The organism is Croceivirga sp. ABH4_376, from assembly GCF_056160685.1.
In genome coordinates this window covers 882,492-901,883 of sequence record NZ_JBSWXQ010000001.1, presented here as the reverse complement: position 1 = coordinate 901,883, position 19,392 = coordinate 882,492, and the positions used below count along the sequence as shown (strand labels likewise).

At 37.9% G+C, this 19,392-nt stretch carries 16 protein-coding genes; 1 reads left to right on the top strand and 15 read right to left on the bottom strand.

Going from position 1 to position 19,392, the window contains the following annotated elements; genetic code table 11:
- Positions 1-18: 18 nt before the first annotated feature.
- A complete protein-coding gene (locus ACXAGS_RS03930; RefSeq protein WP_474904802.1) occupies positions 19-1,452 on the bottom strand; it encodes a glycoside hydrolase family 28 protein in 1,434 nt (477 codons plus the stop codon).
- Between the two features lie 260 nt (positions 1,453-1,712).
- On the opposite strand from ACXAGS_RS03930, the gene ACXAGS_RS03925 reads away from it, so the two are divergent.
- Positions 1,713-2,732: a LacI family DNA-binding transcriptional regulator gene (locus ACXAGS_RS03925; RefSeq protein ID WP_474904682.1), complete on the top strand. Its 1,020-nt coding sequence runs from the start codon at positions 1,713-1,715 to the stop codon at positions 2,730-2,732.
- A 3-nt stretch (positions 2,733-2,735) separates the two neighbouring features.
- Here the strand turns inward: ACXAGS_RS03925 and ACXAGS_RS03920 are convergent, their stop codons facing one another.
- The 14 genes from ACXAGS_RS03920 to ACXAGS_RS03855 all read right to left on the bottom strand — a co-directional run bounded on the left by ACXAGS_RS03920 (position 2,736) and on the right by ACXAGS_RS03855 (position 19,392).
- Complete coding sequence (locus ACXAGS_RS03920) at positions 2,736-4,343, bottom strand: UxaA family hydrolase (RefSeq protein ID WP_474904681.1); 1,608 nt, start codon at positions 4,341-4,343, stop codon at positions 2,736-2,738.
- An 18-nt stretch (positions 4,344-4,361) separates the two neighbouring features.
- Complete coding sequence (locus tag ACXAGS_RS03915; protein WP_474904679.1) at positions 4,362-5,798, bottom strand: tagaturonate reductase; 1,437 nt, start codon at positions 5,796-5,798, stop codon at positions 4,362-4,364.
- Between the two features lie 9 nt (positions 5,799-5,807).
- Positions 5,808-7,106: a TRAP transporter large permease gene (locus ACXAGS_RS03910; protein ID WP_474904678.1), complete on the bottom strand. Its 1,299-nt coding sequence runs from the start codon at positions 7,104-7,106 to the stop codon at positions 5,808-5,810.
- Position 7,107: 1 nt separating this feature from the next.
- On the bottom strand, positions 7,108-7,563 hold the full coding sequence (locus ACXAGS_RS03905) for a TRAP transporter small permease (protein ID WP_010519438.1): 456 nt from the start codon (positions 7,561-7,563) through the stop codon (positions 7,108-7,110).
- Entirely contained in the window at positions 7,563-8,534 is a 972-nt protein-coding gene (locus tag ACXAGS_RS03900; RefSeq protein ID WP_474904676.1) for a TRAP transporter substrate-binding protein, read from the bottom strand. The genes ACXAGS_RS03905 and ACXAGS_RS03900 overlap by 1 nt, the downstream gene beginning before the upstream one ends.
- A gap of 2 nt (positions 8,535-8,536) precedes the next feature.
- Entirely contained in the window at positions 8,537-9,208 is a 672-nt protein-coding gene (locus ACXAGS_RS03895) for a bifunctional 4-hydroxy-2-oxoglutarate aldolase/2-dehydro-3-deoxy-phosphogluconate aldolase (RefSeq protein WP_474904674.1), read from the bottom strand.
- Positions 9,209-9,232: 24 nt separating this feature from the next.
- On the bottom strand, positions 9,233-10,273 hold the full coding sequence (locus tag ACXAGS_RS03890; protein ID WP_474904672.1) for a PfkB family carbohydrate kinase: 1,041 nt from the start codon (positions 10,271-10,273) through the stop codon (positions 9,233-9,235).
- Positions 10,274-10,303: 30 nt separating this feature from the next.
- The gene (gene uxaC / locus ACXAGS_RS03885; protein WP_474904671.1) at positions 10,304-11,707 is read right to left on the bottom strand and encodes a glucuronate isomerase; all 1,404 of its coding nucleotides are present in this window, start codon (positions 11,705-11,707) and stop codon (positions 10,304-10,306) included.
- Positions 11,708-11,716: 9 nt separating this feature from the next.
- Complete coding sequence (locus ACXAGS_RS03880) at positions 11,717-12,472, bottom strand: SDR family NAD(P)-dependent oxidoreductase (RefSeq protein ID WP_474904669.1); 756 nt, start codon at positions 12,470-12,472, stop codon at positions 11,717-11,719.
- Between the two features lie 4 nt (positions 12,473-12,476).
- Positions 12,477-13,307, bottom strand: coding sequence for a 5-dehydro-4-deoxy-D-glucuronate isomerase (kduI, locus tag ACXAGS_RS03875; RefSeq protein ID WP_080319162.1), 831 nt, complete (start codon positions 13,305-13,307; stop codon positions 12,477-12,479).
- 190 nt (positions 13,308-13,497) lie between these two features.
- A complete protein-coding gene (locus ACXAGS_RS03870; RefSeq protein WP_474904667.1) occupies positions 13,498-13,680 on the bottom strand; it encodes a CPXCG motif-containing cysteine-rich protein in 183 nt (60 codons plus the stop codon).
- A 9-nt stretch (positions 13,681-13,689) separates the two neighbouring features.
- On the bottom strand, positions 13,690-15,069 hold the full coding sequence (locus ACXAGS_RS03865; RefSeq protein ID WP_474904666.1) for a TolC family protein: 1,380 nt from the start codon (positions 15,067-15,069) through the stop codon (positions 13,690-13,692).
- Positions 15,062-18,262: an efflux RND transporter permease subunit gene (locus ACXAGS_RS03860; RefSeq protein WP_474904664.1), complete on the bottom strand. Its 3,201-nt coding sequence runs from the start codon at positions 18,260-18,262 to the stop codon at positions 15,062-15,064. Before ACXAGS_RS03860 ends, ACXAGS_RS03865 begins: the two co-directional genes overlap by 8 nt.
- Positions 18,262-19,392, bottom strand: coding sequence for an efflux RND transporter periplasmic adaptor subunit (locus ACXAGS_RS03855; protein WP_474904662.1), 1,131 nt, complete (start codon positions 19,390-19,392; stop codon positions 18,262-18,264). The genes ACXAGS_RS03860 and ACXAGS_RS03855 overlap by 1 nt, the downstream gene beginning before the upstream one ends.

Below are 19,392 nucleotides of genomic sequence, written 5' to 3'. Positions count from 1 at the left end.
TTAGTTTAGTTAATTTTTCTAGTTTTGAATTAATTCACCATTTATTGTTGTGTTTATAAATTCCAAATTTTGAATTCCCGAAAGCGAATAGATTGAATCTACTTTTTTGATTGTTACATTTTTCAGGAACACATTTTTTACCGGAGACTCCTCGTATCCATTTACAAGAACTCCATACTTACCACCATTATCTACCTTTACATTTTCCAGATATACATTGGATACTTTGGGCATAAAACTCCCCTTTTGCACCCCATAGATACCATAGTGTAGATTAATTTTTAAAACTGCCTCTTTTACCTGCCCTACGTTAATATTTCTTACGTAGACATTTTCTACAAAACCACCCCTCTTGGTATTGGTTTTTATTCTTATGGCCCTATCTAGATTTGGGCTATCCATTTGACAATTTTGAACAAATACATTGCGTACACCGGCTGAAATTTCACTCCCCATGACCACGCCTCCGTGGCCATCTATCATTTTGCAATCTTCTACCACTATATTTTCGCTCGGAATATTTACCCTTCTACCGTCTTCGTTTCTTCCAGATTTTATGGCGATACAATCATCCCCAGTATTAAAAACACAGTTTTTAATCCAAACATTTTTAGCGTATTCAGGATCACACCCATCATTATTGGGCCCATGACTGTCTACGGTAATGCCGTCTACAACCACGTTGTTGGATTTAATTGGATGTACCACCCAAAAAGGCGCATTAATAATGGTCACATCTTTAATCAACACATTTTCACATCCAAAAGGCTCTATAAATGTTGGCCTTAAAAACTCACTCATTCCAAAAATGCGTTCTGCCACCGGAACCCCTTTTTCTGACATATCTTCTTTAAGCTTTTTTAAGGAAGTATGTTGTTTGGGATCACCTTCTACCCAACCATATTTAGTATTCCCACACCACGGCCACCAGTTTTCATTGCTAGCTTGGCCATTTAAAACACCTTTTCCCGTTATAGCTATGTTCTTTTTATCCTTTGCGTATATCAACGGGGAAAAATTCATCAGCTCCGTACCCTCATAAGAAGTATGCACTATTGGAAACAAGTCTTTATCAGTAGTAAAAAGAATCTCTGCACCCTCTGCAATTTCTAGATTTACATTATCTAAAAGGTGGATAGGTCCTGTTAGGTATTTACCTGCTGGCACCAGAACCTTACCGCCACCCGCAACATTACAAGCTTTTATTGTAGTGGCAAAGGCATCTGTATTTAAAGCCAAACCATCCGCTACCGCACCATAATCCATTACATTAAATACCTGATTCTTGAAGTTTGGCAACTGAATGCTTGCCACTATTGAATCTCTTTTTGTCCAATTGACAGACCAATCGTCCCCTTCCGTTTTCTTTTCAGCACAAGAAAAGCACAAGAATATAGCAGCTAACGCCAATAACCCTGTACTTTTTCTACTAAACATGGAAATATCAATCATTTTCATATAATGTAATCGATTACACAATTCTACTAATATTTTCTTAACAGACCAAAAAAATGTTTAGATTAGCTATTAATTTAACAAAATAAGGGCCTAAAATATCATTTATTAAAAATTTTAAGGCTTATAAATTGTTATTTCGACACCAATACACCAACAAATGTAGTGTACAACTAAAGCTATTTCTATTTTACGTAATCGATAACGCAATTTTTATTAACCACGTAGAATAGGTTAAATTATTCTATTTTTACCGCATGAAGGGAAAACCGACTATTTATGACATTGCCAAGAAACTAAACATTACTGCAGCTACTGTTTCCAGGGCACTGAACAACAACCCAAGAATAAGTAAAGTAACCAAAGAACTTGTTTTAAAAACCGCCAAGGAAATGAATTACGAGCCAAATAAACTGGCTCTTGCTCTTAAGAAAGGAAAGAGCAACAACATTGGCGTTGTGGTACCATATATTAATAGAAATTTTTTCTCGTCTGTTATTCGTGGCATTGAAGAAGAGCTCTTTCCAAAGGGTTATAATGTAATTATAAGTCAGACCCACGAGTCTGCAGATAGGGAGGTAGATATCATAAATAATTTGCTAAACGCGCAGGTAGAAGGCATCATCATCTCTTTGGCCAAATTCACGAAGAACACCAAACATTTTGAGCAAGTACTTAAGAAAAAAATTCCTCTGATTTTCTTTGACCGTTACCAAGAAATGAGTGGTGTTAGTTCTGTAACTATTGATGACTACCAAGGAAGTTATGATGCAACAGCCCATTTGATTGAACAAGGTTGTGACCGTATTGCACATTTGACCGTAGACCCTACATTATCTATTTATAAGCATCGTTTAGAAGGCTACCAACAAGCCCTTCTAGATCATTCTATACCGTTTAGAGAAGAATTAGTTGTAAAACTAAAAAGCGATATGGAAGAAGGTAAACGGGTTGCGGAAAACCTAATGGCATTAGAAAACCCGCCAAATGCTATATTTTCAACTTCTGACTATGGGGCGCTAGGTGCCGTAAAATGGTTACAGGCCAACGGTTACAAGGTTCCAGAAGATGTATGCGTAGTAGGGTTTAGTAACGAACCGTTTACACAGTTTCTAGATCTTTCTATGAGCTCTGTAGATCAAGTTCCATTAGAGATGGGCAAAATGGCTGCGCAGGTCTTTCTAGAGCAAGTAAACGATGGCAACAATGTTAAAATTGAAAAGAAAGTAGTATTGTCTCCTTCTTTGATAATTAGACAGTCTTCTACCAAAAAATAGCCCCTAAAGAGAGACTCCTCTTTTCCAAGGAATAAAATCGTCTTGATTTAATTGATCTGCCTTAGAAACAAGTTTACCGCTGGCTACATCAATTATATAATCTAACAAAACAGAAGCCATTTCCGGAATGGTCTTCCCTCCTCGAATCACAGCCCCTGTATCTACATCTATAATATCTGGCATTTTTTGGGCTAATTCTGTATTAGAAGAAACTTTGATTACAGGCGCAATTGGATTACCTGTTGGAGTACCTAACCCAGTGGTAAAAACAACCATGTTTGCTCCAGAACCAACCATACCCGTTGTGCTCTCTACGTCATTGCCTGGTGTACACAATAAATTAAGACCTGGTTTTGTTACATACTCTGCATAATCTAATACCGCTGTTATTGGTGAGGTGCCTCCTTTTTTTGCGGCACCAGCAGATTTCATTGCATCTGTAATTAAACCGTCTTTTATATTGCCTGGTGAGGGGTTCATATCAAAACCAGAACCGGCATCTACCACAGATTGTTCATAAGCCTGCATTAGGTTTAAAAATTTCTTGGCATCTGCCTCATTTACACACCTATTTACCAATTCTTGTTCTACACCGCAAAGCTCTGGAAATTCAGAAAGAATTGGCGAACCGCCCAAAGCTGCTAAAATATCTGAAACATAACCTAGCGTAGGGTTGGCAGAAATACCAGAAAAACCGTCAGAGCCACCACATTCCAAGCCCAATTTCAATTTAGACAAAGGCGCTGGTTTTCGTTCTATATCATTGGCTTGTTTAATGGCCAGAAAGGAATCTTTAATTGTGGTATTGAGCATTTGCTCTACTGTTCCCATCTGTTGCTGCTCGTATATAAGTACCGGTTTTTTAAAATCCGTATTTATTGCGTTTAACGCATCTTTAAATATTTGAATTTGTAAATTTTGACAGCCTAGACTTAAAACGGTTGCTCCTGCTACATTTGGATTGTTTACATACCCTGCCAATAGCTTGGCCAATAACTCAGAATCTTGGCGAATACCGCCACAACCTCCTTGATGGGTTATGAACTTTACTTTTACATTTTCAAAAATAGATTTACGTTTAGTCTTTGGCTGGGCTACCTCCTCGTTTCCGCTAATTAGTCCTCTTAGTAATTGTCTTTGTTCACTAACCTCATCTATATATAATTCCTTTTCAAAGACCTCTTTTAACCGTTCTATATTCTTGTTTTCGCAAAATACCAATGGAAAAAATAACCAAATATTTTCTGTACCAACCTGCCCATCTGGTCTATGATACCCTAAAAACCTTCTGTCCTGGTAGGCAGAAATATCTGGCGCATTCCAAGCATAGTCAGCCGTTTTTCCGGTAGTTTGGGCACTAGTATGTTTTACATTCGCTGTAGATAACAGGCCTCCTTTTGGTATAACCATGGTTGCCTTACCCACTAGAACACCATACATAATTATTTTACCACCAACAGGTATTGGTTCTAAAGCAATCTTATGCTTTGCCTTAACAGCCTCAACAATTGTTATTTTTTCTTCGTTAAGGGTAACCAACTCCCCTTCTGTAAGAGAGGTTAATGCCACTGCTACATTATCTTCTTCTTGAACTTTGATGATTTTTTGCATACCAAGGCTTTTAATAATTTACACGAATGCTTTGTATCCCAACTCTACCCCATGTTCTTCTATTAAACCAAGGGCATTTATAACTTCATTTTTAAGACCAGGAATCTTGGTTAAATCTTTATCCCAAAATGAAGTATTGGCCAAAACTTCTTCAACCAAAGCTCCTAGAGATAAGGTACTCCAAAGCTGTTTAAAAGTTTCCATTAGTGCCGCGTCATCATTTACCGGTAGTTGTTCACCTTTCCAACTACCTTTATAAAAACGAAGCAGACAGGCAAATGCAAATGTTAGATTTTTAGGTAGTTTTCCCCTTACTTCTTGATAAGCCAACAAACTAGGCAAAACCCTTACTTTAAATTTTGAGATAGAATTTAGCGCAATACTGGCCAATTGATGTTTAATAAACGGATTTCTAAACCGGTCTAAAACCGCTTCAGCAAATGCTTCCAACTCTTCTTTGGGCAAGTCTAAAGTTGGTATTATCTCTTCATAAATGGTAGATTTTACGAAGCTCCCCGTAAAATCATCATCTACGGTTTGCTTCACGGTTTCATTACCATAAAGTAATGAAAATGGGACCATACTTGTGTGTGCACCGTTTAATATACGCACCTTTCTGGTTCTATACGGTTGCATATCCGCTACAATTTTCACGTCTAGTTTAGTACCTGAAAAAGGCAGCTTTTTCTTTAAAGCATCACCTCCTTCTATAACCCATAGAAAAAATACTTCTGAGGTAACAATAAGATTGTCTTTATAATCTAATTGTTCTTGGTAAGTAGCAATATCATCTTTGGGGTAACCAGGTACAATACGATCTACCAAGGTGTTATGAAAACTATTTACTTCTAATACCCAATTTTTAAAAGGCTCCTCTAAATTCCATAAATCAATATATTTAAGAATTATTTCTTTTAGTGTATCCGCATTATAATTTATTAATTCGCAAGGTATTATAACCATCCCTTTATCTGTCGCGCCGTTAAAGAACTTGTATCTATGATACAAAAGTTGTGTTAGCTTGGCTGGGAACGAATTAGGCGGTTCCATATCCAAAGTATCACCAGCATCAAAAGCAATTCCTGCCTCGGTCGTATTCGAAATAATAAATTCCAAAGTTGGTTCTTGCGCTAAACTCAAATAAGACTGATGGTCTTTGTAAGGGTCTATAGCTGTAACTATAGTATCTATTAAGTGTTTTTCTTCAATCTCTTGACCAGCTACTACACCCTTAGAAAATAAAGTATAAAGACCATCTTGATCATTAAGCATAGAAACCAAACCGCGATCTATGGGTTGTACAACGGCTACACCCGCATTAAAATCTTTTTCAAGGTTTAATAACTGAATGGCATAGTCTACAAAGGCTCTTAAGAAATTACCTTCACCAAACTGCACAACTTTAATCGGCCTTTTTGGCAAGGCCGAAACGTTCTTTCTATTTAACAATTCCATATTCTAATTTTAAACGCCAAACACTTTTGGCAACCAAAGGGTTAACTGCGGAAAATAAGTCACTAAAAACAAAGCCAATATCATTGCCAAAAACAAAGGAATTAACGGCTTTACTACTTTTTCTATGGTTGTATTGGCAATACCTACCCCAACAAAGAGAACAGAACCTACAGGAGGGGTGCAAAGCCCAATACATAAGTTTAATACCATTACAATTCCAAACTGAATGGGATCCATTCCTAATTTGGTTACAATTGGCAAAAATATTGGGGTAAAAATCAACACGGCAGGTGTCATATCCATAAATATTCCCACGCATAATAGGAGTAGGTTAATAATCAATAAGATTACAATTGGATTGTCACTTAAACCTAAAAGTGTGGTACTAATATCCTGCGGAATATTTTCAAAAGACATTACCCATGACATACTCATTGAGGCACCTATTAAAAGCATTACAATTGCCGTGGTTGCCGAAGAATCTAGCAATATTTCCGGTAAATCTTTAAACTTTATTTCTTTGTAAATAAAACCTAACACCAAGCAATACAGAACCGCAATTGCCGATGCCTCCGTAGCGGTAAATATACCCGATACAATACCGCCTATTACCACAACCAACAAAAGCAAACTTGGAAAAGCATCTACAAAAGCCTTACCTACCTCTTTTATACTACTACGTTTGCCTGTTTTATAGCCTTTCTTTTTTGCCCAGAAAGCAGCTACTACCATCAAAAATAGCCCGGTAAGAATACCCGGTATATATCCTGCTAAAAACAAGGCCGCGATAGATACACCACCACTGGCCAATGAATATACAATAAGCACGTTACTTGGCGGAATTACCAAACCTGTTGTACTAGACGTAATATTAACGGCAGCACCAAATTCTTTGGAATACCCTTCTTTTTCCATTTCTGGACCTAAAATACTACCCATGGCAGATGCAGAAGCCATGGCAGAACCTGCAATGGCTCCCATTAACATTGCTGCAATTACGTTAATCAACGCTAGTCCACCAGGGAAAGCACCAACCAAAGTTTTGGCAAATGCAATAAGTCTATGCGCTACGCCACCCTTATTCATAAGTTGCCCAGAGAGCACAAAGAAGGGTATGGCGAGGAGTGCAAAACTGTCTAAACCAGTGGCCATTCGTTGAGCTACAGTTGTTACCGCAGGTAAAAATGGAATACTTACCAACATGGTTAAAACCGATGACATGGCAATACTCCATGCCACTGGGGTTCCTATAGATAGAAAAAAAATAAAGCTGATTACCAGCACCAATACGGGAATATATTCTGCCATCTTAGTTTTTTAGTAAATCGTTCAGTTTGTAATAAATAATGAGTAAACCACTTAATGGAATTACCATATAGACCAGCGCCAGAGGAATCTGTAGGGCAGGAGATTTTTGCCCTAATAAGTAACTAATATAAACCAATCTACAACCGCCTATCACCATTGCAAAAAACGCAAAGAGAATAATTAAGATGTAAACCAAAGCTTTTATTTTTCTTTGGGTACCCTCACTGGCTTTGGAGGGCAAAACATCTATGGCCACGTGCATTTTTCTACCCGAAACGTAGGCAGCCCCTAACACGCCCACCCAAATCATTAAATAACGCGCCAACTCATCTGTAAAAGAACTAGGCTCCCCTACCAAGTACCTACTTGCAACTTGCCAAAGTACATTTATTACCATTACACCCATAATAAGAGCTAACAGCTTACCTAAAATCTGGTCTATTTTGTTGCGTACCATTATTGTGTTTGCTTGATTTTGGTAATTAATTGATAAAGTTCTGGCTGATCTTTATACGCATCATAAATGCCCTCTACTTTATCCATAAACGGATTTTTTTCTGGCTTGATTACTTCAACACCAGCAGCTTTAACAGCATCTAGTGCTTCTTGCTCTGATGCCGCCCATAACTTCCTTTGTACCGAAACCGATTTTTGTACGGCCTCTTTTAGCCATTTTTTTTCTTGATCCGATAAACCACTCCAAGACTGTGTACCTATGACCAAAACATCTGGCAGCGTAGTGTGTTCGTCCAGGGCGTAATATTTACACACCTCATAATGCCTAGATAAATAGAAACTTGGCGGATTATTTTCTGCACCATCTACCACTCCTTGCTGTAAAGAAGTATATAATTCTCCCCAAGAAATTGGCGTTGGCGAACCTCCTAAGCTACGCACCATGTCCATTGCGGTTACACTTTCCATCACCCTAATTTTCATACCCTCTAAATCCGCTGGTTGCGCAACGGGTTTTTCTTTGGTATAAAAACTCCTACTTCCGGCATCGTAATAAGCAAGTCCCTTAAGCCAATATTGTTGGCCTTCATCTAACAATTGCTGCCCTATAGGCCCATCTAAAACAGTAAAAGAATGCTGTCTATCCCTAAAAATAAAGGGTAAGCCCAGTACTTTCATTTTTGGCGCAAAATTCTCCATTACCCCAACGGAAACCTTAGTCATATCCAAACTGCCAATCTGTAAAAGTTCAAGGTTTTCCCGTTCTGTTCCTAATTGTTGACTGGGATAAATCTGCACTTCCATTTTACCACCAGAAATCTCTTTTAAATCGTGCCCCATCTGTACCATTGCCTTATGCACGGAATGATTTACATCTAAACCATGTGCAAGCTTGAGTACTTTAACATCCTCTTGGCCACAACTGGCCAGAAGAAGCACAACTAATAAGATTTTTATATACTTAAGGTTCACAACTAAGTGTTTCTAATTTCTTTTATAAGCGCCAAGGTTTCTTTAACCTTTTGGGTTAATCCTGTATAATCTTTATTAGCCAAAACGGTTTTGGATATTAATTGAGACCCCATGCCTACACAGGTTACGCCAGCCCCAAACCAACCTTTTAAATTTTCTGGATCCGTACTTACACCACCAGTTGGCATAATACTGGTCCATGGTTGCGGACCTTTAATTGCCTTTACAAATCCTGGACCATAGGTACTTCCTGGAAATAGTTTAATTACCTCAACACCCAGCTCTTCTGCCCGGTTTATTTCGGTTAAACTACCGCAACCGGGAGAATACATGATTTTTCTTCGATTACAGGTTATTGCTATATCTTCTCTAAGCGATGGCGTAACAATAAAATTTGCTCCCATTTGTATGAACATACTAGCAGCAGCGGCATCTGTAATAGAGCCCACACCCATAATCATACCTGGTAACTCCGCTAATGCATATTTGTTTAAGGCAGAGAAAACCTCAAAAGCAAAATCGCCCCTAGCGGTAAATTCCAACAATCTGGCCCCACCATCATAACAAGCCTTTAAAACTTGTTTGCCCAACTCAATATCTGGGTGATAAAATAAAGGAACCATACCCGTTTCGCTCATGGTATTGGCCACTTCTATTCTTGAATATTTTGCCATTTTTACAATTAGATATTAAATTAATTACCTAGAAACTCTTCCTGATGCATCACCACCCATTAATTTCTCTACTTCCTCAATGGTAGCCAGGTTGGCGTCTCCCTTTATAGTATGTTTAAGGCAAGAAGCTGCTACGGCAAAATCTAACGCTTTTTGGTCATCGTTAGGCCATGTCATTAATCCGTAAATTAAACCACCCATAAAAGAATCACCGCCGCCAACACGGTCTACAATATGGGTAATTTGATATTCTCTAGATTTAAATAGCTTTTCACCATCATAAAGTACACCTGCCCAAGTATTGTGAGATGCCGAAAGTGAACCTCTTAAAGTTGTTATTACTTTTTTGGCATTTGGAAATTTCTTCGTCATTTGTTTGCATACAGACAAAAATGCTTCCGCCTTTACATGCTCTCCTTGGGTAGTAATATCCAAACCTTCTGGTTTAATGCCAAAGTGCTTTTCTGCATCTTCTTCATTACCTAATACAATGTCGCAATAAGAAGTAAGCTCCGTCATTATAGCTTCCCGATCACCACCATATTTCCAAAGTTTGGCTCTATAATTTAAATCTGTAGAGATGGTAACGCCCATTTCTTTAGCCACTTTAACCGCTTCAATACAGGCATCTGCAGCACCTTGTGATATAGCTGGCGTAATACCCGTCCAATGAAACCAATCTGCATCTTTAAATACCGATTTCCAATCTACCATTCCAGGTTTTATTTCGGCCATTGCAGAGTGTGCACGATCATAAACAACCTTGCTACCTCTAGATACAGCACCAGTTTCTAGAAAGTAAATGCCCAAACGGTCACCACCAAATACTATATGGTTAGTACCCACGTTGCGTTTACGCATTTCCATTAAGGCGCAATCACCAATATCATTTTTAGGTAAACGGGTAACAAAATCTACGTCTAGTCCATAATTGGCTAATGAAACGGCCACATTGGACTCTCCTCCTCCGTAGACCACATCAAAACTATTGGTCTGGGAAAATCTTAAAAATCCCGGAGGTGCAAGTCTTAACATTATCTCTCCAAAGGTTACTATTTTTTTCATGCTTGTATTTTTGTTTGTTTAAGTTGATTGTTAAAATTCAAAATAATTTTTGGCATTGGTATAGCAAATATCTTTTACCATGTTACCCACCAAATCCATATCTTTTGGCAATTCGCCCAATTGCATTTCCGTGCCTAACAGGTTGCACAGAATTCTTCTAAAATATTCGTGCCTAGGAAAAGACATAAAGCTTCTAGAATCTGTGAGCATTCCCACAAAACAGCTTAGCAACCCCATATTTGACAGGGCATTAATTTGTTTTTCCATTCCGTCTTTTTGGTCTAAAAACCACCAACCAGACCCCCATTGCATCTTACCTCTTACCTTACCATCATTGAAATTACCAATCATGGTTGCAAAAATTTCATTGTCTGCAGGGTTTAAGTTGTATAAGATGGTCTTGGCCAATTTATCTTTAGTATCCAAGGCATCTAGAAAACGAGATAAATTATGGGCTTGCGAATAATCTCCAATGGAATCCCAACCGGTATCTGGACCAAGTATTTTGTTCATCCTAGTATTGTTGTTGCGCATGGCACCAAGGTGAAATTGTTGTACCCAGCCGCGTGAATGATATTGTTCTCCCAAGAACAACAGCAGTGCCGTTTGAAATTTTTCGTCTTCTTCCAAACTAACCAAGTTCCCACTTCTTCTTTTTTGAAATATAGCTTCTACCTCTGTATCGGTAGCAGAATTGAACGGTACATAATTTAATCCATGATCACACAATCTACAGCCGTTGGCATGGAAATATTCTAATCTGGTAACCAACGCATCGCATAGCGCCTTGTACGAGTTTATATTGGCATTACAGACCGCCTCTAGTTGGTTTAAATAGTCGTTATACGTTGACGTATTTATTAGAATAGCTTTGTCTGGCCTAAATGCCGTGCTCATGGTAGTTTTGGCTCCAGAATCCTTTAATTGCTGGTGATATTCCAAAGAATCCAGTGGGTCTTCGGTAGTGCAAACCACCTCAACATTCATTTTAGCTAAAAGCCCTTGAACACTGTAGTCATTGGCTTTTAGTTTTTCTGATGTTGCTGCATAAATAGAAGCAGCTGATTCCGCATTTAGCAACTGGTCTATATCAAAATAACGCTTCAGCTCTAAATGTGTCCAGTGATATAATGGATTTCGTAATGTAGCAGGGACTGTTTTTGCCCAAGCTGCAAATTTTTCCTTATCGGATGCATTACCCGTAATAAAATTCTCATCTACGCCATTAGTACGCATTGCACGCCATTTGTAATGGTCTCCATTTATCCACACCTTAGTAATATTGTCAAAAACAGTATTTTCTGCAATATCCTTTGGTGGCAAATGGCAATGGTAATCAATTATTGGCTGTGGCGCCGCATAGGTATGGTATAATTCTTCTGCGTACTTATTCTGCAACAGAAAGTTATCTGTTATAAAGTTGGTTGTTGACATAGTTATTGTTTATCTACCCATCCAGCCGCCATCTACTGTTAAGATGGAACCGCTCATGTAATTACTTGCTTCTGAAGCCAAGAAAACAATTGGCCCTTTAAAATCTTTAGGCTCTCCCCAACGTCCTGCTGGTATTCTGGCTAATATAGAACTGCTTCTATCCTCATCTTCCCTTAATGCCTGCGTGTTATCCGTTGCTATATAACCTGGCGCAATTGCATTAACTTGTACACCCTTACCTGCCCATTCATTAGACAAGGCCATAGTTAATTGCCCTATAGCACCTTTAGATGCCGCATAACCTGGCACCGTAATTCCACCTTGGAAAGTTAATAAAGAAGCCGTGAAAATTATTTTACCACTACCTCTTTTTACCATTTCCTTACCTAGCTCCCTACTTAGTACAAACTGGGAGTTTAGGTTTACCTCTATCACCTTATCCCAGTATTCATCTGGGTGTTCTGCTGCTGGCTTTCTTAAAATGGTACCGGCATTGTTCACCAAAATATCTACTACAGGGTTTTCGGATTTTACCTTTTCTATGAATTCGTAAAGGGATTTTCTGTTAGAAAAGTCGCATTGGTAAGCTTTAAAACTGCGACCTATTTCCTTTATACGTTGCTCTATTTTTGAACCGTTCAATTCTAAACTTGCCGAAACCCCAATAATGTTGGCACCTGCTTCTGCCAGTGCTTCGGCCATAGCAAAACCGATTCCTCTTTTACACCCGGTAACCAGTGCTGTTTTTCCTTCTAGACCAAACATGTGCTTATCTTAATTGATTAGGAGAACAGGTATCCATATCACCATAATCCAAATTTTCACCGGCCATACCCCAGATAAAAGAATAATTGGTAGTTCCGGACCCTGAGTGTATAGACCATTCTGGCGATAAAACAGCTTGGTTATTTTCTAAAAAGATATGTCTAGTATGTTGGGGTTGCCCCATAAAATGACATACGGTCTGCCCTTCTTCCACGTCAAAATAGAAATACGCCTCCATGCGTCTTTCATGTGTATGTGCTGGCATGGTATTCCACACGTTACCCTCTACCAATTCCGTAATACCCATTTGTAACTGGCAGGTCTCTACAATACTATTTACAATTAACTTATTTAATATTCTTTTGTTCGCGTACTTAGCATCGCCTAGATTTATTACTTCTGCATTTTCCTTACCCACCTTCTTTGTTGGGAAACTCTTATGTGCAGGGGCAGAATTTATATAAAACAATGCTTCTGAACCTCCTTTAAATAATACTTCTTTAGCTCCTTTACCCACGTAAAGTGCTTCTTTTTTATCAAGCTCGTAAACGGTACCATCTACAGAAACTTGCCCTTTACCACCAACATTTACAATACCTAACTCTCTACGGTCCAAAAAGTTTTCAGATTTTAAATAGGGTATGGTTTCTAGCACCACATCTTTACTTCTTGGTTTTGCACCACCCACAATGTACCTATCATACATAGAATAGGTAAGGTTGATGCAATCATCCTCAAAAAGATTATCCATTAAAAAATGTTTTCTTAACTCTTCTGTACCGTAAGCTCTGGCATCCTCAGGATGAGAGGCATATCTAAATTCGTGTTTTGTCATTTTTATGGTTTATCTGTGTAATCGATTACACAAATATAGATTAAAAATGAAATTCAGCAAGAAAATATCCTAATAATTAATAAAAACGTAATGTAGATAGTGCTATTTTATGGTAATCTAAATGATTTTGACACAAAAAGACTTCTTATAGGCCAATTGCGTAACAAAAAGAGAATTAGTTACGTAAGGTTTATTGCCCCAGTTCTAAAGCACTGAAACTGGTTAACTCTGAACCTGAAAAAGTAGCTGTTATTTCTATAGGATTACAACACACCTCACAATCCTCTACATAGATTTGTCTACTGACACTTTGATCCAAAAGCATTGAAATTTCTTCCCAACAATATGGACATTGAAAAAAATGCTCTTCCATCTAGATATTCTAATATTGAATGTTTAGCAATTGCCCCGTTAATTGAAGCAATTGTAGTTCTGCAAGCTTGGCATTGTACTTAGCCAAGTTCTTACTAGTTTGCGCATTAAGCAAGTTTATTTGCGCCTGTCTTAGCTCTACAGATGTAATTTGCCCTAATTTATAGCGTTCATTAGATCTATCATAATTGTTTGTGGCAGTGATTACATTTTGCTCTTGTAAACGGAACACCTTAAGCCTATTTTCATAGTCTCCCTTTGCATTGGCTATATCTCTCTTTACCTCTAACACCACTTGTTCTTTTTGAACCTGCTGATTTTTAAGAGCTAATTTTGCATTCATATTATTTGTAATGCCACTTCCTCCATCAAACAAATTCCAAGTTAAATTTATACCCGCAGAAACCCCTGTGCTTGTACTAGATGCTAAAAAGTTGGTTGCAGGGAAGTTTCCTTCATTCCAACCATAACTACCTGTTAAACCAACGGTTGGCAAATAAACACTTCTTGAGGCTTTAAGATTATAATCAGAAATAGAAATGTTACTATTGGCCAAAAGTAATCTAATATTGTTTACCTCTGCTTCCTTTACATACGTTTCTAAGTCTAACGGCGAAACAAAAGTAACCGTAGTATCTACTTTAAAAATACGTTCCATATCTTGGTTAACCACAATATTTAAATCGCGAAGGGTATTTTCCAACAATTGCTTTTCGTTCATTAGGTTAATACTATCATTAACCAAATCTACTTGAGCATTTAGTACCTCTAGCTTATTAACTTGGCCATATTCAAAACTGTATTCGGCCCTTTTTAAGCGATCCTGGGTATTTGCCTTAGTTTCTGTTAATACACCAACGTTTTCCGTAATTCTTGCTACTTCAAAATAAACTGTGAATAACTGAATTATTGAATTTTCTATCGTCTGTCTAGCCTGTAAATCGCTCAAATTATATTCTTCTTTAAGGCGTTTAAGATTATACCACCTTCCCAAACCGTCAAACAAGGTATATCCTAAATTTAACGCAGCACTATACCTCTTGGTTTCCGCACCATCTACCTCCCTTACAGAACCATCTTGAAAGGTAGCCTCTTGATCATTTACATCTAAAGAACCACTACTCGTTGCCGTTAGCGTTGGTAAATACCCGCTATTTAAGGCGCCTTTGTTGTTTTTGGCAATCTCCTTATTATTTTCTGCAATTTTAATACCCAGATTATTCTCTAGCGTTAGCTTTACCGCTTCCTCTTTACTTAGAAAATCTTCTTGTGCATTAACCAAGAAACAAACAAGAAATAGGTTAACAAATAGTGTTTTTGCTCCTATAAACTTCTGCAACCGTAATGCCAATAAAAATTTAAACATACTATAGCCTTTGGTCTTATTCATGATGGTGTTCTTCTTGCTCCTTAATTGCACGCTCAACTTCTTCTTTGCTTATCTTATTACCAGTTCTTAACCATTTTGCACCCACTTTAACCTCATTGCTAAAAGAAAGGAAAATAGGCAGCATTACCAAGGTAAGTATGGTTGCAAAACCAATACCGTAGGCTATGGAAATTGCCATTGGTTTTAAAAATTGGGCTTGTCTGCTTTTCTCCAATAATAACGGAGCTAAACCAGCTATTGTAGTTACCGAGGTTAAAAATATGGCCCTAAATCTAGATTTACCTGCCTCATATAGGGCATCATCATACTTCATACCCTCTTTTAGGTTACTATTAAATTTACCAATCAACACCAAACCATCGTTCACCATGATTCCTATTAAAGCTATAATACCCAACATGGATAGCAAATTCACGGCAAAATCATGAATAAAATGACCCCAAGCAACAGCCGTTAGGCTAAATGGAATCAATAGAATTAATAATAGTGGTTGACTAAAGCTACGAAAGGTAAACGCAATAGTTATGTAGATTAAAAACAGTACTATTGGACCAACATAATTAAGAGAATCCGTTAACTTGTTGCGCTCCCTACTTTGCCCCTCATAAGATGCGGTCACTGTTGGATATTTAGATTGGATTTCTGGCATTAATTCGCCCTTGATCCAGTTCATAATATCTGGTGCACTTGTATTTTTTGCATCCTTTAAATCTGCGCTTACCTGAATTTCTCTTTGCCCGTCCAAATGGTTTATTGCCACATCGCCACGTGCTATGGTATAGGTGGCAATTTCTTTTAATGGCACTCTAGAACCAGAAGGGGTAACTATACGCATTTCGTCTAACTGATTTATAGACTCTCTATTTTGGCGATCGTAACGCACCCATACCCTAATCTCATCTTGACCTCTTTGAAAACGTTGGGCTTGTACGCCAAAAAATCCTGCTCTAACCTGGCCCATTATGGTTCTTAAATCCAAACCTAATAAATACGCATTGTCTTTAAGTTCCAGCTGTATTTCCTTAATCCCTGCAGGATCATTATCACTAACGTCTTTTAAAAGTGAGTTTTCCTCTAATGCGGTTTTTAGTTCTCTTTTAGATGCCTTAAGCTCCTGAATATTATTACCCAATAAAGAAACCGATACCGGACTACCTCCAAAATTACCGCCTGAACCGTAAATTAAACTTTCTACTCCAATAACTGGGCCCACTAATTCTCTTAATCTATTAGAAACCATATCTGATACAATCGCATCTGGCCGTTCCTCTCCAGGCAACAAATTAATTTCTAAACTAGCAGTAGAAGTTCCAGGACCCAACTTCTTAATCATATTTACATAAAGCTCTTTACCTTCTCCCTTTAAATATTCATCTGTTAATTCTTGGTTTACGATTATTGCCTTATCCTGAATCAAGGAAATAATACTATCGGTAACTTTTTCATTGGTACCATTGGGCATTTGCAAGCTAATAGTTACCCGATCACTTGCTACCCTAGGAAAGAACGAGGTTTTTATAATACCACCGCCCATAGAACCAAAGGTTAATGCTAGGGCAAGGATAAAAAATGAAAAGGTTAAAAAACGATATTCTAAAGCAAAATTAAGCGTTGGCGCATAGAGCTTATCTCGCATCCAAGACATAGCACGGTCTCCCATTCTATTAATTTCTCGCAACTTGGAGAAAAGTTTACCTACTGCAGTTCTAGGCTCTTTGTTTTGTTTACTCAAGGCCTTGGAGTGGGCCAAGTGGGCCGGTAGAATTATCAAAGCCTCTACCAAGGAAACCACCAAGGTTAAAATTACTATGACGGAAACCTCACTAAAAAACTCTCCAATTCTACCTTCTAAATAAAGAAATACGGAAAAAGCCAAAATTGTGGTAATTATGGCCGAAACGATTGGAGGAATAACCTCCAGAGTACCGTCTAATGCCGCTTGTACCGGTTTTTTCCCTTTTTCATAATGCTGGTATATGTTTTCTGCTATTACAATACCATCATCTACCAAAATACCAATTACAATAATCATCCCGAACAAGGACAATACATTAATGGTTACGTTAAATAATGGTGCAAATATGAACATGCCTAAAAAGGCAATTGGCAGACCAAATGCCACCCAAAAAGCCAATCTTGTATTTAAAAATAAAGACAAGAATATTAGCACCAAAATCATACCCATAATTGCATTTTCTGTAAGCAATTGGGTTCTCTGGTTTAAGGTTTTAGAACGATCATCTACAACATTAAGCTGTACATTATTGTACTTTTGGTTAAAGTCTGCTACATATTCTTTTACCTGATCTGCCGCTCCAATTAAATCTTCCGTATTAGTACTGGTTATAGAAACGGTAACAGATAAATTACCATCGTAATAAGAGGCATTGGGTGTTTCTGAGAAACGATCCCGAATAGTTGCTACGTCTTTTAATCTAATTGTTCTACCACTAACATCTGCCCTAACAATTACATTACTCAACTCATCGCCATAGTAGGAACGATTATTGGCACGAATCAAATACTCTTCTTCGTCTGTTTTAATATTACCGCCGGTTACCAAAATATTGGCATTGGCAACAGCTTGCGAAACTTCTGTAAACGAAATATTATAAGCTAAAAGGTCTGCTTCATTCACCGCAATTTCTATCTCCTCGTCTGGATAACCCGAAATTTCAATTTGAGAAATTCCGTCCAAGGCCCTCAAATCATTTTCAATTTGCCTACCTATTTGTTTTAAGACCGATAAAGAAATATTATCACCACTAACCGCAAAACTTATGGTTTGCCTTACAGCTTCTAATTTAGCAACAACGAGCGGCTCCATACCCGTAGGGAATGTGGGCACCCGATCAACTGCATTCTTTACCTCTAAAAGCATAAAGTCTATATCATACCCTTTTTCTATTTCTACATTAATAGAACCAGAGTTTTCTCTAGAGGTAGAGGTTACACGATCAACACCTTGCAGCCCTTTTAGGTTATCTTCTATCTTAAGCACCACTCCTTCTTCTATTTCTTGTGGGGAGGCACCCGGATAGGTAATGGTAATTAGTACATTCTTAGAATCTGCCAGCGGAAAGAAAGAAGAGTTAAGGGATAGCATCCCCACAACACCAAAAACCACAAAAGCGATTATTACCACGTTTACGGCAACATGGTACTTTATAAAGTATTCAATTATTTTTTTCATTACTTGTTGGTTTCTGTTGTTTCTTCAAACACCTTCACCAACATACCTGCATATGCCCCTATTATAGGTTTGGAAACAATTGTAGTTCCATCTGGCACATCTTTTAGAACAACCTTTTTATCAGAATAATAAACGGGTGTTACATCTAACAAGTCCAAAATGGAATCTTTCACCACAAAAATCTTGTCATTTTGGGTTAGTAAAGACCGATCTACCTCTATGGCCTTTGTAACAGTTTCTCCAGATAAAGCGGCTTCTAAATATTGCCCTTCCCTTAGGTTTTCTCCCGTAACTTCTATAAAACTGGTAATGGTCTGGGAGGTTTGGTCTACCCTTCCGTTTACCCGTATTACCTTACCCGTATATTCTTGACTCTTATCTAAGTTGTATAGTTTAACCGATTTACCTACGGATAAAAAGTCTGCAAAGGTTTTGCTTACGGCAACTTCTAATTCATAAACCCCCGTTTTTATGAACTCTCCTAATTTTTGACCAGACCTAACTAGTGTACCTTCTGTAACTAGGGTTTCCGTTAAAATACCTGTAAACGGAGCAGAAATAGTATATTTAGATAAACGTTGCTCTAAATTCTTAACATTGTAGTAGCTACCATAAATTCCCCTACCGGTAATAAAGAATTTTTCTTTTTCTGAATCTACTTTTGGCAATTCTGGAGTAGCCTTTTCTAAGTCGAAATTGGACAAATAAGTTTGCCATTTGGCAAAATGTTCTGGATAATCTAACTGTAAATCTGGCATAATTGAAGTAAGCAAATTGTAAAATTCGCTTTTTGCAGATTGTACGCTGGCATAATATTCAGACGCATCTATTCTAATTAACGTTTGCCCTGCATTGTATTCCTGTCCTGTTTTAAAAGGCTTAGCACCTTTTCTAAATACCCCCTGGACCTCTGCATAAAGTTCTACCCTGTCTTTAGCCACCAAATTACCGTTGGCGGGAACGGTTACCGGTACCTCGCCATTTTTTACGGTGTCTACAAAAACTGTTTTGACTACTTTTTGGGGAGCAGGCCTTCTATCTTGTTTACTATCTATTATTTTATTGGCTAAAAAGATGGCGCCAATAATGATGATAATCCCCAAAACGATAGAGATAATTGTACGTTGCAT

Excerpts from the sequence above, each read along its gene's own strand:
- ACXAGS_RS03930 (WP_474904802.1), bottom strand. The coding sequence starts at position 1,452 with ATGATTGATATTTCCATGTTTAGTAGAAAAAGTACAGGGTTATTGGCG.
- ACXAGS_RS03925 (WP_474904682.1), top strand. The coding sequence starts at position 1,713 with ATGAAGGGAAAACCGACTATTTATGACATTGCCAAGAAACTAAACATT.
- ACXAGS_RS03920 (WP_474904681.1), bottom strand. The coding sequence starts at position 4,343 with ATGCAAAAAATCATCAAAGTTCAAGAAGAAGATAATGTAGCAGTGGCA.
- ACXAGS_RS03915 (WP_474904679.1), bottom strand. The coding sequence starts at position 5,798 with ATGGAATTGTTAAATAGAAAGAACGTTTCGGCCTTGCCAAAAAGGCCG.
- ACXAGS_RS03910 (WP_474904678.1), bottom strand. The coding sequence starts at position 7,106 with ATGGCAGAATATATTCCCGTATTGGTGCTGGTAATCAGCTTTATTTTT.
- ACXAGS_RS03905 (WP_010519438.1), bottom strand. The coding sequence starts at position 7,563 with ATGGTACGCAACAAAATAGACCAGATTTTAGGTAAGCTGTTAGCTCTT.
- ACXAGS_RS03895 (WP_474904674.1), bottom strand. The coding sequence starts at position 9,208 with ATGGCAAAATATTCAAGAATAGAAGTGGCCAATACCATGAGCGAAACG.
- ACXAGS_RS03890 (WP_474904672.1), bottom strand. The coding sequence starts at position 10,273 with ATGAAAAAAATAGTAACCTTTGGAGAGATAATGTTAAGACTTGCACCT.
- uxaC (WP_474904671.1), bottom strand. The coding sequence starts at position 11,707 with ATGTCAACAACCAACTTTATAACAGATAACTTTCTGTTGCAGAATAAG.
- ACXAGS_RS03880 (WP_474904669.1), bottom strand. The coding sequence starts at position 12,472 with ATGTTTGGTCTAGAAGGAAAAACAGCACTGGTTACCGGGTGTAAAAGA.
- kduI (WP_080319162.1), bottom strand. The coding sequence starts at position 13,307 with ATGACAAAACACGAATTTAGATATGCCTCTCATCCTGAGGATGCCAGA.
- ACXAGS_RS03870 (WP_474904667.1), bottom strand. The coding sequence starts at position 13,680 with ATGGAAGAGCATTTTTTTCAATGTCCATATTGTTGGGAAGAAATTTCA.
- ACXAGS_RS03865 (WP_474904666.1), bottom strand. The coding sequence starts at position 15,069 with ATGAATAAGACCAAAGGCTATAGTATGTTTAAATTTTTATTGGCATTA.
- ACXAGS_RS03860 (WP_474904664.1), bottom strand. The coding sequence starts at position 18,262 with ATGAAAAAAATAATTGAATACTTTATAAAGTACCATGTTGCCGTAAAC.
- ACXAGS_RS03855 (WP_474904662.1), bottom strand. The coding sequence starts at position 19,392 with ATGCAACGTACAATTATCTCTATCGTTTTGGGGATTATCATCATTATT.